12 protein-coding genes are annotated in these 17,111 nt (G+C 58.2%); 5 read left to right on the top strand and 7 right to left on the bottom strand.

The annotated features are described in order from the left end of the window. Positions 1–45 precede the first annotated feature (45 nt). Complete coding sequence (gene amaB / locus ACWPM9_RS22280; RefSeq protein ID WP_484758039.1) at positions 46–1,587, top strand: L-piperidine-6-carboxylate dehydrogenase; 1,542 nt, start codon at positions 46–48, stop codon at positions 1,585–1,587. A gap of 137 nt (positions 1,588–1,724) precedes the next feature. Here the strand turns inward: amaB and ACWPM9_RS22275 are convergent, their stop codons facing one another. From ACWPM9_RS22275 to ACWPM9_RS22245, 7 genes are all read right to left on the bottom strand, one after another. Then, positions 1,725–2,663, bottom strand: a complete 939-nt coding sequence (locus ACWPM9_RS22275) for a 1-phosphofructokinase family hexose kinase (RefSeq protein ID WP_484758038.1) — start codon at positions 2,661–2,663, stop codon at positions 1,725–1,727. Between the two features lie 71 nt (positions 2,664–2,734). After that, the gene (locus ACWPM9_RS22270) at positions 2,735–5,662 is read right to left on the bottom strand and encodes an aminotransferase (RefSeq protein ID WP_484758037.1); all 2,928 of its coding nucleotides are present in this window, start codon (positions 5,660–5,662) and stop codon (positions 2,735–2,737) included. 122 nt (positions 5,663–5,784) lie between these two features. Continuing rightward, positions 5,785–6,669, bottom strand: a complete 885-nt coding sequence (gene purU, locus ACWPM9_RS22265) for a formyltetrahydrofolate deformylase (RefSeq protein WP_428189077.1) — start codon at positions 6,667–6,669, stop codon at positions 5,785–5,787. A 125-nt stretch (positions 6,670–6,794) separates the two neighbouring features. Then, positions 6,795–8,102 carry a type III glutamate--ammonia ligase gene (gene glnT, locus ACWPM9_RS22260; protein WP_484758036.1) on the bottom strand — a complete coding sequence of 436 codons (1,308 nt, stop codon included), beginning with the start codon at positions 8,100–8,102 and terminating at the stop codon, positions 6,795–6,797. A 54-nt stretch (positions 8,103–8,156) separates the two neighbouring features. Beyond that, on the bottom strand, positions 8,157–9,485 hold the full coding sequence (locus tag ACWPM9_RS22255) for an FMN-binding glutamate synthase family protein (RefSeq protein ID WP_484758035.1): 1,329 nt from the start codon (positions 9,483–9,485) through the stop codon (positions 8,157–8,159). A 14-nt stretch (positions 9,486–9,499) separates the two neighbouring features. Continuing rightward, on the bottom strand, positions 9,500–10,186 hold the full coding sequence (locus ACWPM9_RS22250; protein ID WP_484758034.1) for a protein GlxC: 687 nt from the start codon (positions 10,184–10,186) through the stop codon (positions 9,500–9,502). A 13-nt stretch (positions 10,187–10,199) separates the two neighbouring features. After that, a complete protein-coding gene (locus tag ACWPM9_RS22245; RefSeq protein WP_484758156.1) occupies positions 10,200–11,108 on the bottom strand; it encodes a class II glutamine amidotransferase in 909 nt (302 codons plus the stop codon). A gap of 278 nt (positions 11,109–11,386) precedes the next feature. Between ACWPM9_RS22245 and ACWPM9_RS22240 the strand changes: the two genes are divergently transcribed. From ACWPM9_RS22240 to ACWPM9_RS22225, 4 genes are all read left to right on the top strand, one after another. Beyond that, on the top strand, positions 11,387–12,568 hold the full coding sequence (locus ACWPM9_RS22240; protein ID WP_484758033.1) for a glycosyltransferase family 4 protein: 1,182 nt from the start codon (positions 11,387–11,389) through the stop codon (positions 12,566–12,568). Further along, a complete protein-coding gene (locus ACWPM9_RS22235) occupies positions 12,568–13,677 on the top strand; it encodes a GumK N-terminal domain-containing glycosyltransferase (RefSeq protein WP_484758032.1) in 1,110 nt (369 codons plus the stop codon). The genes ACWPM9_RS22240 and ACWPM9_RS22235 overlap by 1 nt, the downstream gene beginning before the upstream one ends. A 120-nt stretch (positions 13,678–13,797) precedes the next feature. Beyond that, entirely contained in the window at positions 13,798–15,318 is a 1,521-nt protein-coding gene (locus ACWPM9_RS22230) for a lipopolysaccharide biosynthesis protein (RefSeq protein ID WP_484758031.1), read from the top strand. Between the two features lie 20 nt (positions 15,319–15,338). Continuing rightward, positions 15,339–17,111, top strand: coding sequence for an alpha/beta fold hydrolase (locus ACWPM9_RS22225; protein WP_484758030.1), 1,773 nt, complete (start codon positions 15,339–15,341; stop codon positions 17,109–17,111).

Here is a 17,111-nt window from a genome sequence, read left to right as displayed (position 1 = left end):
AATCGCGTACGCCGAAACACCAAAAGTCCAGACAATAGGAACACCATGACCCTTGCCAAACTCAACCTTTCTGCGGAAATTCAAGCGATTTTCGCAAGTCTCGATGTTTCCGTTCAGGCTTTCAAGGGCGGCAGCCTTGCCGTTCATTCGCCAATAAATGGCGAACTGCTGGCGACACTCCATGAGACCAGTGCAGCGGACGCCGGCAAGGCGATCGATGCATCGCATCAGGCTTTCCTTGAATGGCGCCAGGTGCCGGCTCCCAAGCGTGGCGAACTGATCCGATTGCTGGGCGAAGAACTGCGTGCGCACAAGACGGCCCTTGGCCATGTGGTTTCCATCGAAGCGGGCAAGATCGTTTCGGAAGGTCTTGGCGAAGTCCAGGAAATGATCGACATCTGCGATTTCGCGGTCGGGCTTTCCCGCCAGCTCTACGGTTTGACAATTGCCACCGAGCGCAGTGATCACCGCATGATGGAGACCTGGCATCCGCTGGGCGTTACCGGCATCATCTCTGCCTTCAACTTCCCGGTTGCCGTCTGGTCCTGGAACGCAGCGCTGGCTCTGGTCTGTGGCAACCCGATTGTCTGGAAACCGTCCGAAAAGTCGCCACTCACCGCAATGGCGTCGCATGCAATCCTGCAAAAGGCGATTGCCCGCTATAACGCTGAAGGTGGAAATGCGCCGGAAGCGCTCTCGGCACTGCTGATCGGTGGGCGTGACGTGGGGGAAGTTCTGGTCGATCACCCGAAGGTTGCACTGGTATCGGCTACCGGTTCGACCGCCATGGGCCGGATCGTTGGACCGAAGCTTGCTGCGCGCTTTGCCCGCTCCATTCTTGAACTGGGGGGCAACAACGCGGCCATCGTCGGCCCGACCGCCGATCTTGATATCACCCTTCGTGGTGTTGCCTTTGCCGCCATGGGGACCGCTGGCCAGCGTTGCACCTCACTTCGCCGACTCTTTGTTCATGAGAGCGTCTATGATGAACTGGTGCCGCGTCTGCGCCAGGCTTACGGCTCTGTCAGCATCGGCAATCCGCTGGAAGCATCAACGCTGGTTGGCCCGCTGATCGACAAGGGTGCTTTTGACGGCATGCAGAAGGCGCTGTCGGATGCAAAGGCTGCGGGCGGTACTGTCACGGGTGGTGAGCGCGCACTCGCAGACGAGGCAGCCGATGCCTATTACGTGCGTCCGGCGATTGTCGAATTGCCCAAGCAGTCTGGCCCGATGGTTCACGAGACCTTCGCGCCGATCCTCTATGTCGTCAAATATAGCGACTTTGCAGATGCGCTGGCGATGAACAATGAGGTTCCGCAGGGCCTGTCGTCCTCGATCTTCACCAATGACATGCGTGAAGCCGAAATGTTCGTTTCAGCCTGCGGCTCCGATTGCGGCATTGCCAACGTCAATATCGGTCCTTCGGGTGCCGAAATCGGTGGCGCCTTCGGCGGTGAGAAGGAAACGGGCGGCGGTCGCGAATCCGGTTCAGATGCGTGGAAAGGCTATATGCGCCGCGCAACCAATACCGTGAACTACGGCAAGACCCTGCCGCTTGCTCAGGGCGTCAAGTTCGACATCGATTGATCGTCACGGTCATCTCCAAACCATTGAAGGCCGTACCTGTTCGGGTGCGGCCTTTGTCGTTCAGGCAATCAGTGTCGCGCGAGATCGCTCACATTTGATGAGCTGAGCCAATGGGCTTCCGCTTGTTCAAAGTCGGATTAGTGATTGCGAGTCAATGCTTCCTGCGCGCCGTAGAGCGTCATCACATCTGCCCGTCGGCAAAGCTCCGTTCCAGGCGTCATGACTGCAGCGGCTCCTGCCGCCTGGCCCATCCGGAAGGCTTCTTCCACGGATCGACCCTCTGCCAGTGACCAGACCATGCCCGCGACGAAGCTGTCACCGGCGCCGACGGCCGACTTTACCGGGACCGTTATTGCGGGTGAATGCGTGAGGTTGTCGATGCTTGCAAGGATCGCTCCATCCGCTCCCATTGTCACGGCGATACGGTCTGCCGCACCGTCGCGGATCAAAGCCTGCGCGGCTGGACCTGCGGTTGCGTGATCAAGTTCTCGTCCGAGGAAGCCTTGCAGCTCGCCGAGGCTTGGCTTGATCAGAAATGCCTTGGCACTCGACAGAGTGGTTCGCAGTGCCGGGCCCGACGTATCCAGAACGAGGCGCTTTCTGCGGTCGGCAACGATTTTTGCGATACGGACATAGGTGTCGGCTGGGGCGCCGCGTGGCAGGCTGCCGCTGGCGACGATGTAATCCGCGTCGGTCCGTTCAAGCAGATCGAAAACTGGTGCGAGTTCTGCCTCACTCACCAGTGGCCCTTCGGGCACAAAGCGATATTCGACATTGGTCGAGAGATCGCGGACATTATAGGCAACCCGCACCGGATCTTTGATCGTCACGACATGCTGAAGCATGTCCAAAGGTGAAAGCATGGCCTCGAGAAGCGTGCCGGTGTCCCCGCCCGACAGATAGACAAGCTCGCACGTACCGCCGAGTTCTTGGACCACGCGCGCGACATTTATGCCGCCACCGCCGGCATGCTGCTGCTGCCTATGGGTCCTCGTTTTGTGCGTATGTTGCACCGCTTCGGCATCGCTGGAGATGTCGATGGCGGGATTGAGTGCAATGGACAGGATTTTTGCCATGCGCAAGTCTTAGCCCTAATTTGTGACAGGGGATAGAATCGACAGGCAGCAATCGACGCAGATTTGTCCTGTTACCACCCTTCGGCCAAGACCTTTTCCAGCATGTCGGCGAAGAAATCCGCGCTTTCCTGACTGAGGCAGAGCGGCGGCTTGATCTTCAGGACGTTCAAGTGGTCGCCGGTTGGTTGCATGATAACGCCAAGCGACAGAAGGCGCTCGCAGATGGCGGCGGTTTCCTGCATTGCCGGCTCAAGCGTTTCCCGGTCGCGAACAAACTCCAGGCCGAGATAAAGCCCCATTCCATGCACTGCGCCAGCGAGAGGATAGCGATCGACGATCGCCTCCAGCCGTGACTTCAAGTGATCTCCCACGATCCGTGCATTGTCCTGGAGCTTGTCGCTTTCCATGATGTCGAGGACAGTCATGCCCACTGCGCAACTGACAGGGCTTCCGCCGGATGAGGAGAAGAAATAGCCTTCTCGCTCAAGGTTTTCGGCAATTTCGCGCGTTGTGATGACGGCGCCCAGTGGCTGGCCGTTGCCGATGCCCTTGGCGACCGTGATGATATCCGGGACCACATCCTGTTGTTCAAAGCCCCAGAAATGATGGCCCAGTCGTCCAAAACCGACCTGGACCTCATCGGCGATGCAGACACCGCCGCGGGCGCGAATAAGAGCGTAGACGTCGTGAAGGTAGCCTTGCGGCAGGGGAATGCCGCCGGCGTTGCCGTAAACCGCTTCGCAGATGAAGCCGGCGAGGCCGGTTCCGGCCTCTTCGATACGGTCGAGCGCTGATTTCACGGCATCGACATAGCCGGCGACCGAATTGCTCCCACGGAAGGGACCGCGATAGGTGTTGGGCGCCGTGACCGCATGAACCCAGTCCGGGCGTGTCTCGCGCGCCAGAGGATTGTCGGCGATGGATGTTGAGACGGCGTCACTTGCGACGGTCCAGCCGTGATAGGCTTCGAGCAGGCTTACCATGTTGCGTTTGCCGGTATGCGCCCAGGCAAGCCGCAAGGCGAGGTCGACGGCTTCAGATCCGCTGTTGACCAGATAGACGGTGTCCAGTCCGTCTGGCGCAAGTTCGGCGAGACGGGCCGCGTAATCTGCAACGGCGGCGTAATGAAACCGGGAATTGGTATTCAGAAGTCGCCATTGGTGGCCGGCGGCGCGCGCCAGACGTTCATCGCCATGTCCGACAATGGCGACATTGTTGACCATATCCAGATAGGCGCGTCCGGTCGTTGCAAACATATGCTCCTTCCGACCGCGCTCTATTTCCGGTGGAACCGCATAGTAGTGTTTCTGCGGCTTGGCAAAATGAGCGTCGCGGCGTTCAAGCAGCTTGGCACTGTCGAGCGCTGGAGCAGCCAGGTCCACACCAAGCAGTGCCGACGGATCAGGGCACAGCCTCGACCAGGTGTCGGCATGCGACGGCCGCGCGAACAATGGTGGTATCAGATCGGCATCGCGGCACAATTGCAGTCTGAGACCTCCGACAGCACCCTGTGCACCCGCAATCACGCCGATGCTGTCCGCCGCATCCACTGCAGTGCCAGTCTCCAACGGGCAGTCGAGGCCGTAGATATGCAAAACCAGGTTGTCGGTTGCCAGCATGAGATGCTGGCCGTCCCTCTTGATCGTGCCGGCAAAAGGTGCCGCGGCCCTGGTCCCCGCTGGCAGGCAGATATCCACATGCAGCGCAAATGTTGAAGGTTCGCGTGCAGAATGAAGCTTGGTGTAGGACAGGCGGTGTTCGCCGTAGCGCGTGGATGCAGCACCGGTATCGGCTGCTGCCTTGGCGAGCAGCTTCCAGTCTATTTCCTGATCCTGCCAGTTGTCGCCGACGAAATCCTCACTGGTGACCGACAGGTCGGTGAGACCGAAGGATTGCGGCTCGACCTCGGGCAAAAGACGACCAATCCAGGGTTCAGAGGGCGCCTCCGCCATGCCGGTTGCCAGAAGAATGGCCGTTTCCATCAGCGAGAGCGGCACGGATGTGGCGGTTTCGAAGATCTCCCGTTCATGAGCGATGTTGGACATCACATATTCATTGTCCGGATCGATGGACAATTGCTGCTCGCCGCTGGCGGCAAGGATGCCGGCACGGGCGACGATAAGCGGCCAGAGTGCGCGTAGCTCCGACGGGTTGAGCGGATAGGTCTCGCAGAAGGCTTCAATCGTCGGCAGAACATAAAAGGGATCGCCGTCGGCATGATGGAGCAGGGCGGTGCAGGTCACGGCCAGTTCGCCAACCAGCCAGCCGTCGATCAGGTCGCCAAAGTCGATCACACCGTAAGGGATCAGGTGCCCGTCCCCGTCACTGGCGCTGACGACATTGTCATCTGTCACGTCCTGATGGATCGCCTGAACGCGGAAGCTCGCCGCCAGCGGTTGAATACGGCGAACTGCAGAAATCATGGCCTTTGCAATGCTGTCGCGTTTCTTGCTGTCGGAAACCGTTGCAAGCAGCTTCAAGGCCACTGGTCCGGCCCTGCGCAGGTCCCATTGCAGATCGCGTTCCAGTCCCGGATGGCTGAAGTCTGCAAGGCCGAGAGCCATCTTCGCCGAGACTTCGCCGAGCGCGCGAAGTGTGGGTTCGGCCAGATGTTTGCGGCGGGTCAGTTGTTCGCCGTCGAGAAAGGTGAGGAGCCTGATATTGTAGGACTGGCCATTCACCTCAACGGGTATGATCTCTGCATCACCGGCGCCGCTCAGTGGCATGGGAACCTTCGGCATACCCTCCTTGCCAGCCAGATGGTGCATGGCCGCATTCTGTGCCTCAAGCTCCACCACTGAATATTCGGCTCGGCAGACCTTGAGAACGAAGCGCCCGCCATTGGCCTCGACCAGATAATTGCGGTCCTGCTGGCTCCCCAGTTCGCGCAATTCAGCATTCTCAATTTTGTAATAGGTCTTCAGCAGGTCTGCTGCCTGGTGCTGGGTGACATCCGGCCTTGGCAGGTCGGTCCGCTCCAGCAGAGTGGTGTCAGGCATGTGTGTCTCCTCAGATCTCTGCCGAGAGGCGGCGTGTGCACAGCTTAGCAAAGGAAAGCCGCGCGTCCATCCTGTGACGCGCGGCATCCACTTGCTTCGTATCTGCTAAAACGTGTCTGGGCTCAACCCATGCGCTCGGAAGCGTAGGAGCCGGGGCTTGCCGGGAAGACAATGGTCTTGTTGCCATTGATGAAGGTGCGGTGGTGGATATGGGCGTGGATTGCGCGCGCCAGCACCTGACTTTCCACATCCCGGCCAATCGAGACGTAATCATCCGGGCTCTGGGCATGGGTCACGCGCGCGGTGTCCTGTTCGATGATCGGACCTTCATCGAGATCGGCGGTCACGTAGTGTGCAGTCGCACCGATCAGCTTAACACCGCGCTCATAGGCCTGCTTGTAAGGGTTTGCACCCTTGAAACTGGGCAGGAAGGAATGGTGGATGTTGATGATCCTGCCAGACATCTTGCGGCAGAGGCTGTCGGACAAAACCTGCATGTAACGGGCAAGCACGATCAGGTCGGTGCCGGTCTGCTCGACCAGATCCAGAAGCTTGGCTTCGGCTTCGGCCTTGTTTTCCTTGGTCACCTTGATGTGGTGGAACGGAATGTCGTGATTGACGACAACCTTCTGGTACTCGAAATGGTTCGACACGACGCCGACAATATCAATCGGCAGTGCCCCGATTTTCCAGCGATACAGCAGGTCGTTGAGGCAGTGCCCGAAGCGCGACACCATCAGCAGCACCTTCATGCGCTGTGCGGAATCGTGGACATCGAACGCCATGCCGAATTGATCTGCAATCGGCTGGAATTTGGGTAGCATGGATTCACGCGTTGCGCCTTCTTCCGACACGACACTTACGCGCATGAAGAACATGCCGGTATCGAGATCATCGAACTGCGAGGAATCGATAATGTTGCAGCCCTGATCTGCCAGGAAGCCGGAAATGGCGGCGACGATGCCTCGGGTCGACTTGCATGCTACCGTCAGTACATAAGTTGTCATCAGTTTGCTTCTCCCTCGCGTCCGATCACGCGATTTCATCTATCCCAATCAAAAGGCGCCGGAAAGGTCCGGCGCCAAATCAGGGATTGCGAATTCGCAAATGGAGAGGCGGTGTCGGCCATTCACTATATGTCGAGCGTCGTCTGTCGCTCCCACTCGGTGAAATGTGCCGCATAGGCGTTCCATTCGTCGGTCTTGAGCTTAAGATAGGCCTTGGAAAATTCCGTTCCCATTGCGCCCTTCAACAGCGTATCCCCGTCGTATTCGCGCAAGGCATCGAGCAGATTGAGTGGAAGACGCGGCGCGTCCTTGACGGTGTGGCCTTCTGCATACATGTCGATGTCGTAGTGCGGGCCGGGATCGGCTTTGGAACGGATGCCGTTGATGCCGCAGGCGATGATCACGGCCTGCAACAGATAAGGGTTCACTGCACCATCGGGCAAGCGCAGTTCAAAGCGCCCTGGCCCTGGAACACGGACCATGTGGGTGCGGTTATTTCCGGTCCAGGTCACTGAGTTGGGCGACCAGGTGGCACCGGATAGCGTGCGCGGCGCATTGATGCGTTTGTAGGAGTTGACTGTTGGATTGGTAATCGCCGCAATTGCCGAGGCATGGGCCATGATGCCGCCAAGAAAATTTCTGCCGCGGCCGGAGAGGCCGAACTCGGCGTCGTCGTCGGCAAAGGCGTTCGTCTTCCCATCCAGATCCCAGACCGAGATGTGGCAATGACAGCCGTTGCCGGTCAGGCTCTTGAAGGGTTTGGGCATGAACGTGGCTCTCAGGCCATGTTTCTCCGCGATGGATTTGACCATGAACTTGAAGAAGGAGTGCTTGTCGGCCGTCTTCAACGCGTCGTCGAACTCCCAGTTCATTTCAAACTGGCCGTTGGCGTCCTCGTGGTCGTTCTGGTAGGGGCCCCAGCCCAGCTCGAGCATATAGTCGCAGATCTCGGCGATCACGTCATAACGGCGCATCACTGCCTGTTGGTCGTAGCAGGGCTTTTCTGCCGTATCGCGGTTATCCGAAATGGCGCTTCCGTCAGACGTGATCAGAAAAAACTCGGCCTCGATGCCGGTCTTCACACGCATACCTTCAGATTGGGCCTCTAAGAGCAGTTTTTTCAGAATGTTGCGCGGTGCCTGTTCGACCGGCTTGCCCTCCATATAGCAATCCGCAGCGACCCAGGCGACATCCTTCTTCCACGGCAACTGGATGACGGAGGACGCATCGGGCAGGGCGAAGAGGTCCGGATGCGCCGGTGTCATGTCGAGCCATGTGGCAAAACCGGCAAAGCCGGCTCCATCCTCCTGCATGCCCTTGATCGCTGCAGCGGGGACGAGTTTTGCCCGCTGCCCACCGAAAAGATCGGTGAAGCTGATCATGAAATACTTGATGCCACGCTCTTTGGCGTAGCTTTCGAGATCCAGTGTCATGTCGTTCCCCTTTTGGATTTTTTCGAGACACTTTGGCGATGTCGAAACGGGTGGTCAGAAACCTCCCTTTCCGGGTATCCAGCTGGTTCCGGCCAAAGGCACCTGAGCCATGGCGGATGCCTCGATCGTGAGCGCGCAGAGATCTTCCGGCTCGAGATTGTGGACATGGTTCTTGCCGCAGGCCCGGGCGATTGTTTGCGCCTCCAGCGTCATGACTTTCAGATAATTGGCAAGGCGCCGTCCGGCTGCGACGGGATCGAGGCGCGCCGACAAGTCCGGGTCCTGGGTGGTGATACCTGCGGGATCGCGGCCTTCATGCCAGTCGTCATAGGCGCCGGCGGTGGTGCCCAGAGCGTTATACTCGGCCTCCAGGCGCGGGTCGTTGTCACCGATGGCGATCAGTGCAGCACTTCCGATCGATACTGCGTCCGCACCAAGTGCCAGTGCCTTTGCAACATCGGCGCCCGAGCGAATGCCGCCGGAGACGATCAGTTGCACCTTGCGATGAAGACCGAGGTCCTGAAGGGCCTGCACCGCCGGGCGTATGCAGGCAAGCGTCGGCAGGCCGACATTTTCGATGAAGACTTCCTGCGTTGCGGCCGTGCCGCCCTGCATGCCGTCGAGCACCACGACATCGGCACCCGATTTCACCGCAAGCGCTGTGTCGTAATAAGGCCTGGCGCCGCCGACTTTGACATAAATGGGTTTTTCCCAATCGGTGATTTCGCGCAATTCCTGGATCTTGATCTCCAGATCATCCGGGCCGGTCCAGTCGGGATGGCGGCAGGCCGAGCGCTGGTCAATGCCTTTGGGCAGGGTGCGCATGTCGGCTACGCGGTCGGAGATCTTCTGGCCCAGCAACATGCCGCCACCGCCGGGCTTGGCACCCTGGCCGACAACCACTTCGATGGCGTCGGCGCGGCGCAGGTCGCGCGGGTTCATGCCATAACGCGAAGGCAGGTACTGATAGACGAGGATCGATGAGTGGCCGCGTTCTTCCTCCGTCATGCCACCGTCGCCGGTCGTGGTGGAGGTGCCGGCCGCAGATGCACCGCGCCCGAGAGCCTCCTTGGCCTGCCCGGATAGAGACCCGAAACTCATTCCGGCAATGGTGATCGGGATCTTCAGTTCAATCGGCTTTTTTGCAAAGCGTGAGCCCAGCACGACATTGGTATCGCAGCGCTCGCGATAGCCTTCCAGCGGATAACGGGAAATGGAAGCACCAAGGAAAAGCAGGTCGTCGAAATGCGGGACCTTGCGTTTGGCGCCGCCGCCGCGAATGTCATAGATGCCGGTGGTTGCGGCACGGCGGATTTCCGAGAGCGTATAATCATCGAAGGTGGCTGACTTGCGCGGTGTTGTCGGTGGATTCTGGTAGGACATGAACCGTCCCTTCCTCAGTAGGCGTCGACATTGTCGATGTGGAAATTGTAGAGCTTGCGGGCCGACCCGTAGCGCTTGAAGTCTTCAGGCTTTATGTCTTCGACGCCGGCCTTTTTCAGGAGGTCAGTCAGAATATCCAGATGCTCGGACCGCATCTCCTTTTCGATGCAGTCGGCGCCAAGGCTCTTCACCTCGCCCCGCACAAACAGCCTCGCCTCGTAAAGGCTGTCTCCGAGTGCATCGCCGGCATCGCCCAGCACAACGAGATTGCCGGACTGGGCCATGAATGCTGACATGTGGCCGATCGAGCCCTTGACGACGATGTCGATGCCTTTCATCGAGATGCCGCAACGCGAGGAGGCATTGCCGTCGATCACCAGCAGGCCCCCATGTCCTGTGGCGCCCGCATACTGGCTGGCATCCCCTTTGACGAATATGGAACCGGACATCATGTTTTCGCCGACGCCCGGCCCAGCCGATCCATGAACGGTGATCTTGCCTTCGGCATTCATGCCGCCGCAATAATAACCGACATTCCCCCGCACCTCGACAATGACAGGAGCATCGATGCCGACAGCGACGGCATGGGCTCCTCTTGGATTGAGGACTTCGAAATCCTTGTCGTTACTGCCTGCGGGAATGGCATGCAGCGCTTGATTGAGATCGCGTAGAGGAACATTGGCAAGATCGAAGGTCGGCATTGGCTTTGTCCTGTCAGGCAGCAGTCGCATGGTCCCAGAAATAGACGGTGGCCGGTTCCGGCTCCCAGACGTGCGCGTTCTCGATATCCGGAAGATTGACGAGAGCGCGGTATTCAGAACCAAAGGCCACATAGCGGTCCGTTTCGGCCATGACCGCGGGCTTGCAGGCAATCGGGTCCCGCAGAACGCCAAAGCCGGATTTCGTGCCCACCACGAATGTAAAGAACCCGTCCAGATCCTGGATGGCGTTGTTGAGTGCCTTTCCGAGATTGTTGCCTTCAGCCATTTCCGCCGTGAGATAGGCGGCGGCGACCTCGGAATCGTTTTCCGTCTCGAAGGCCATGCCCTGGCGCTTGAGTTCCCGGCGCATATTGTTGTGGTTGGACAGGGAGCCATTGTGCACAAGGCACTGGTCTGCGCCCGTCGAGAAGGGATGGGCCCCCAGGGTGGTGACGGCCGATTCTGTTGCCATACGAGTGTGGCCGATGCCGTGCGAGCCTGACATCGCCTTGACCGAGAAACGCTCAACCACGTGTTTTGGCAGTCCGGTTTCCTTGTAGATCTCGATTGCTTCTCCACTCGACATCAGGCGAACACTCGGTCCAAAGTGCTGAAGGATGGTACGAAGTTGGTCTGCTTGCGCCTTGTCGACGCCGATCACGCAATGGCTGCTTTTGATTTCGACAGAGGCGTTCGATCCGATCTCCTGTTCAATCCGCGTGGAAAGTGCGGGGAAGTCACGATCCGGATCCCCCGATTGCACGGTGAATTTCATCTGCCCGCTGCGTGGGTTTCCGTAGATTGCGATTCCAGCGGAATCCGGACCACGGTCCGTCATGGTGATCAGCATCTCGGACAGCATCTCGCCCAGTCTTGGCTCCAGCGTCCTGTCTTTCAGGAACAGTCCCACGATGCCGCACATCAATTTCATCCCTGTCATTGTTTAGAGCAGTATCGAATTAGCAGAGAACAAAGACTTGATCAACAAAGGGAAATTAAATTTCCTGAAGGGAAATATTTCTTGAATGAGATGGAATGAATGCGCGCCATGCCCGTAAATAGACGACCGGGCTTGTCGTCGTTTACGAAACATCAGCCACATACCGAACGGCCCAGCTATCTGCACGCGATCTTAATCATTACATGGCTTTTCGTAGGTGTTGAAAATCGGCCTTTGAGGGTCGGTGGGAGAGGTGCGGCATGAAGCCCAATGATGCAGCGCGCGCGTTCGGCGCGTCCAGCGATGATCAGCGCCCGCTTGTGGTCCACGTCGTTCGCCAATACGCACCAAGCCGGGGCGGATTGGAAGATGTTGTCGCCAATCTGTGTGGCACGCTGCCAGCCCAGGGGTTTCGCGTGCGTGTCGTCACCCTTGACCGCTTGTTCACAGATCGATCCACCTTGCTGCCGCACCGCGAAATCGTCGACGACGTCGAGGTAATCCGTATTCCCTGGCGAGGGAGCAGCCGGTATCCGCTTGCCCCTCAGGTGCTTCGCCACATTGAAGACGCCGACATTGTCCATGTCCACGCCATCGATTTTTTCTTCGATGCACTGGCGCTTGCAAAACCGTTCCATGGCAAGAGGCTGGTGGCTACCACGCATGGCGGCTTCTTTCACACGCCGAAATTTGCACTGCTGAAGAAGATCTGGTTCAGCACCGCGACACGGTTATCTGCCAGCGCCTATGCCGCTCTCATCTGCTGTAGTGCGGCAGACAAACAGCTTTTTGCGAAAATTTCTGCGCGCCGGTCGGTCTTGATCGAGAACGGCGTGGATACGCGGAAGTTTGCAGACCTTGCTTCAAATGTGCCCCAGCGCCATCTTCTGACAATCGGCCGTTTTTCATCCAACAAGCGTCTGGACCGCCTGCTGGACACCGTGGCGGCGCTTTCGCCGGAATGGTCGCTGGACATTATTGGAGGCCCTTCGGACTGGCGCGAAGAGGATGTTCGGCGTGCAATCGCTGAGCGTGGTCTGCAGAACCGGGTCGCGCTCTTTTTGTCGGCTCCTCTGGAAATTATCAAGGAGCGCATTGCCAAAGCGTCGTTGTTTGTCTCTGCCTCAGACTATGAGGGGTTTGGCCTTGTCGCCGTGGAGGCCATGAGTGCGGGACTTGTTCCCGTCCTTCATACCAACGAGGCCTATCGTCAACTGGCGAACACCCATTCTCAGATCCATCTGGCAGATTTCAGCAAACCCGCGCATGCCGCATACGAGATCGAACGGGCATATGCATCTCTTGTGCATGATCCTGAGGGTCTGCGCCGGCAGATGATGGAATATGCCGAGCATTATGCATGGGATCATGTGATCCATCGTTATGCGGATGTGTATCAACAACTGCTTGGCACAGCTTCAGGTGGGAAGGCGGACCATTGATGACGTCTGAACGGAAGAGAGTGCTGATCGTGACAGGGCAGCATTTTGCAGATGCGCCGCGCAAGGTCGACTTGCACTTCATTGCCGATTCCCTGCGCGCGAGCGGTCACCATGTCGACTTTCTTGTGTGCCGCCTCAGCTTCGTCAGCCGGTTCCTGAAGGACGGAAGATGGGACTATGCGAAACAGAAGCCGCTCAACCAGTGGCGACGCATTGCAGATGGCCTGGACGAGTTCATCTGGTATGCGCCCTTTCATCCAATGAATTTGCGGCAGCCCTTCGCCAACGCTTTGACCACGCCGCTCTTTCGTCGCTACGCCGGATTGCTGCCAGGGACAGTCGTTGACCGCCTCTCCGAATATACTGATGTGCTGATTGAAAGTGGTCCATCGCCACTGCTGGCGCGCAGGATCAGGCGCCACGCACCGTCTGCGAAGATCATCTATCACGCTGCCGACCGGCTGAAGACGATCAATGTTCACCCGGTGGTCGAGGATGCCCTCAACCGGGATATTGGTGCTTATGATCTGGTGCACATCATGGCGGAGGCCATGCGAGAAGACTTTCCGGCCGATGCCCCTGTCCTTTATCTACCGCACGGCATCAGCAAATCTGTTTTCGATCGAGCGGTCATCAGTCCCTACGGCTCCGCGCCAAATGCTGTCAGCGTCGGCGACATGCTGTTTGACGCGAAACGCCTGGATATATTGGCAGAGGCTAAGCCTGACTGGACATTTCATCTCTTCGGCAAGAAGGCACGGCCTGAGGTCGAACGCGGAAATATCGTGGTCCATGGCGAAGTGCCGTTCGAGACAATCGTACCCTTTATCAAGTTCGCCGATATTGGGCTTGCTTTGTACCGTTCGGGCGAGGGCGCGGACTATCTGAGCCAGTCGAGCCTGAAGATGATTCAGTACAGCTACTGCCGTCTTCCAATCGTGGCGCCTCGTTTTGCGGCCGCCGGCCGAGACCATGTTCTGGGATACGACGCCGACGACGAGGCTTCGCTATTGGGCGCGTTCGACGCTGCCGCCGCATTCGACAGGCAGAGCATCGATCCCCAGTCAATCCACAGTTGGGACCAGGCGGTTGATCGAATATTCTGCTGATACGGTGTGAACGACAGTCAAAGGGCCGTCTGAATCTTAAGGATTTCGGTCTATCAACGAAAGGAAGCCTGCCGATGCGCGGTTTCCCATAGCCGCGTCACAGTCGAGCAAACATCTTTCATGGCCAATCGCATTGTTACCAATTCCGTCTTGAATGCAGCCGCAGGTATGTCGCTGTTGCTGTTTGGTTTCGCATGCTCGATCGTCACTGCCCGTCTTCTGGGGCCGGAAGCAAACGGGATCATAGCTTTTTCGCTCTGGATTGCGGTGACCTCATCGCTTCTCGCTGAACTTGGAACCGGCGTAACCCTGCTGCGGATCCTGCCCAAGCTCAAAGGCGACGGCTTTGATGCCGAGGCGCGCCGAGGATTTGCGGCGCGGATGCTGCGACCGGTATCGGTCGCGACCCTGGTGTTTCTCGCATTCTATCTGTTATTCTTCGCAGAAGCAGACGAACACCATTGGGCGAGCACTTCACCCAGCGTGGTGCATGTCACCGCGATCCTGATCGTCATTCAATCGATCGGATCATTTTCCAAGAACTATCTGATTGGTGAGCAACGTGTCGGCACATTCTTCAAGATGTCGACGGTCGCCGGTCTGCTGCAATTTTCAGGCGTGATCGCGGGGGCTGTCTTTTTCGGTATCCCCGGTGCGGTGGCAGGCTATGTTCCAGGGTTTGTCGTTCAGTTTTTATACGCGCTCGGCATTCTGTTTCGCCGCGGCAATGACTGCGGGATATCCAACCGATATCTTGTGAACTCGTCGTTACTGCTTTCCATTCAGTTCCTGATCGATTCGGTCTTTCTGAACCGCATCGAACTTCTGTTCATTCAGCAATATAATGGCGTCGAAGTGGTTGGCTATTATGCGGCGGCGCTGTCGCTTGCCAATCTGGCACTTCAGCTCCCGGTGCAGCTTACGGGCAGCCTCTTGCCCTACTATTCGGAAACGCTCCAATCGCAGGGCGGTGGCCGCCTGGCTGTGTCTGTCTTCGAGAGCGTTGCGCGCAACCTTGCCTATATCACCATGCCGCTCAGCTTCGGTCTTGCCGTCATCGCACCACGCCTTGTGACAACAGTTTTCGGTGAAGCCTTTGAGCCGGCGGGCAGTATCCTGACCGTTCTGGCGCTTGGTGCACCCATATTTGTGTTCTGCCTGCTCGGCACGCAGTATATGTTCTCGCTCGACTTTGTCCGCCAACGGCTCGTTGTCGGTATCGTCGGCGCAGCGCTGATGATCGCGGGAAGCTTCGTTCTCGTACCATTGTTGGGCGGTGAAGGTGCGGCCATCGTTCGCTTTATCGTTTTCCTTGCGATGACCATTCTCATCTTCCGAAAGATAGAATTCGATGGTTCGATGATCCCGATGTTTCTGTCGCTTGGACGGGTGGCTGTTGCTGCGGCATCCTGTGCGGGCAGTGCCTATGTCGTGCTTGAACTGGTGTCGGGTCTTGGCGGACTGATACTGGCAATCATCGCCGGTGCCATCACCTACCTCATTGCGCTGCGGGTGGTGCGTGCGATCGCGCGGGAAGACCTTGAGAGTTTCGAAAAGATTGCCAGGCGTTTGCCGCGGCCAGCCCTTGTCCTCCTTCGCTTTCTGGTGGCCAAACCGGGCAGTCAGGACGAAAGAGGCTAAGTCGGGGGAGGGGGATTGAGTTGAAGACGATCGATCACATGGCAAAGGCGAGGTCAGCGGCCCATCCGGTGACCTTCGACAACACTATCGGGCTTTTTCAGCCATCTACCTTATCATCCGCCTCTGTTGCTGTTCTTTTTCTAAGCCCATGGGGGCTGGAGGAGATGTTTACGCGCAAGGTGTGGCGGACAATGGCGGAAGCGCTTGCCGACCAGGGTATTGCCAGCCTGCGTTTTGACTATCCCGGCACCGGCGATGCACTGGATCTGCCAGACTATCCAGAGGGTATTGAGACCTGGGCGAAGAGCGCGGTGGCCGCTGGCGATCAACTGAAAACCCTCTCGGGATGCACGCGGATCGTCCTTATCTCTCAAGGCCTGGGAGCAGCCATTGCGACCCTCATCGCAAAACGCCTCAAGGGTGTCGAGGCCATCGCCTTTCTCGCGCCGGTCATCTCTGGTCGCGCCTATGTTCGAGAGCTGCAATTCTGGTCGAGAATGATCGACGACGGGCTCGGGCTTACCGATGATCAGCGCCAAACGGACGGCGTATCGATTGCCGGCCTCACCATTCCTGCCGAAATCGCGGCCGATGTGCGCAAGATCAATCTGACGACGCTGGCTGAATTTGCCGTGCCGAAATGCCTTGTTGGCTGCCGTGGCGATCGTCCTGCCGACATAGCGTTTGCCGGACAGTTAAGGGCGCTGGGATCGACAGTCGAGGAAATCGAATATGGCGGCTATGACGCCATGGTTTCCAATCCCTCTGTGTCCAGGGTGCCCTTGCAGATCGTCGAAGACGTTGTCGCCTGGACTGCCGCGATTGCGGGAGAGCAGGAGGCAGCCGGCAAGCACGCAGTTTCAAGCGTTCCGATCGCGCTGCCAGTGGGCGACGATACGTATCGGGAAACGCCGGTCACATTTGGCAGAAACAATCGCCTTTTTGGCGTGCTGTGTGAACCGCGTGGCGAAAGACGCGGCGCGACTGCGATTCTGCTTGGAACAGCCTATGATCGCAGTGCCGGCTGGGGGCGAATGGGTGTAACTATGGCGCGGCAATTGGCATGCGATGGCATTGCCTCCTTGCGTTTCGATGCAGCCAATATTGCTGACAGCCCGCCTTGCGAAGGCGAAAGCGAGCAGGTTCTCTATAACGCGTCTCAACTCCTGGATATTCGCGAGGCCAAGGAATTTCTTGACGACAAACTGCCTGGTCCGTCCGTGTTGGCGGGCCGTTGCAGTGCCGGATATCAAGCCTTCAGGGCGGCTGTTGGCGACGAGAAATTTCGGGGCGCCGTCCTGGTCAATCCCTATGTGTTTGAGTGGGATCCCGGCAGAAATGTCGATGAGGCTCTGACCGCACCGCCACGTTCGCTTGATACCTACAAGCAGAGGCTGTTTCAGGCGGAGACGTTTCGGCGATTGATCAGCGGGCGGATCGATGTCGGCCAGGCCTTGGTCAATATCATGAAGGCAGTCGGCAAGCGGTTGTCTCATGTCGCGCGCCCATTGCTGGACCTTCTTCCGGGCTATGGCGACGAGCATCGCCGCGTCAGTTCTTCGTTTCGGACGCTCGCCGATCGCGATGTGAAACTGACCCTGCTTTATAGCGAGAATGATGTCGGCTGCGATCATCTCATCCGCCATTTCGGCAAGGATGGTGCAGGATTGCGGAAATATCCCAATGTGGAGCTGGGCTTTATTCCCGGCAGCGATCACAATTTAACGCCGGAAAGCGCTCGCCGGCGCTATATCGAGGCCGTTCGCGATGTGGCCTTGAATGCCGCACCGTAA

This window comes from Agrobacterium sp. H141 (assembly GCF_057158725.1).
The sequence above is the reverse complement of the archived record's forward strand: the minus strand, read 5'-3'. Positions and strand labels throughout refer to the sequence as shown.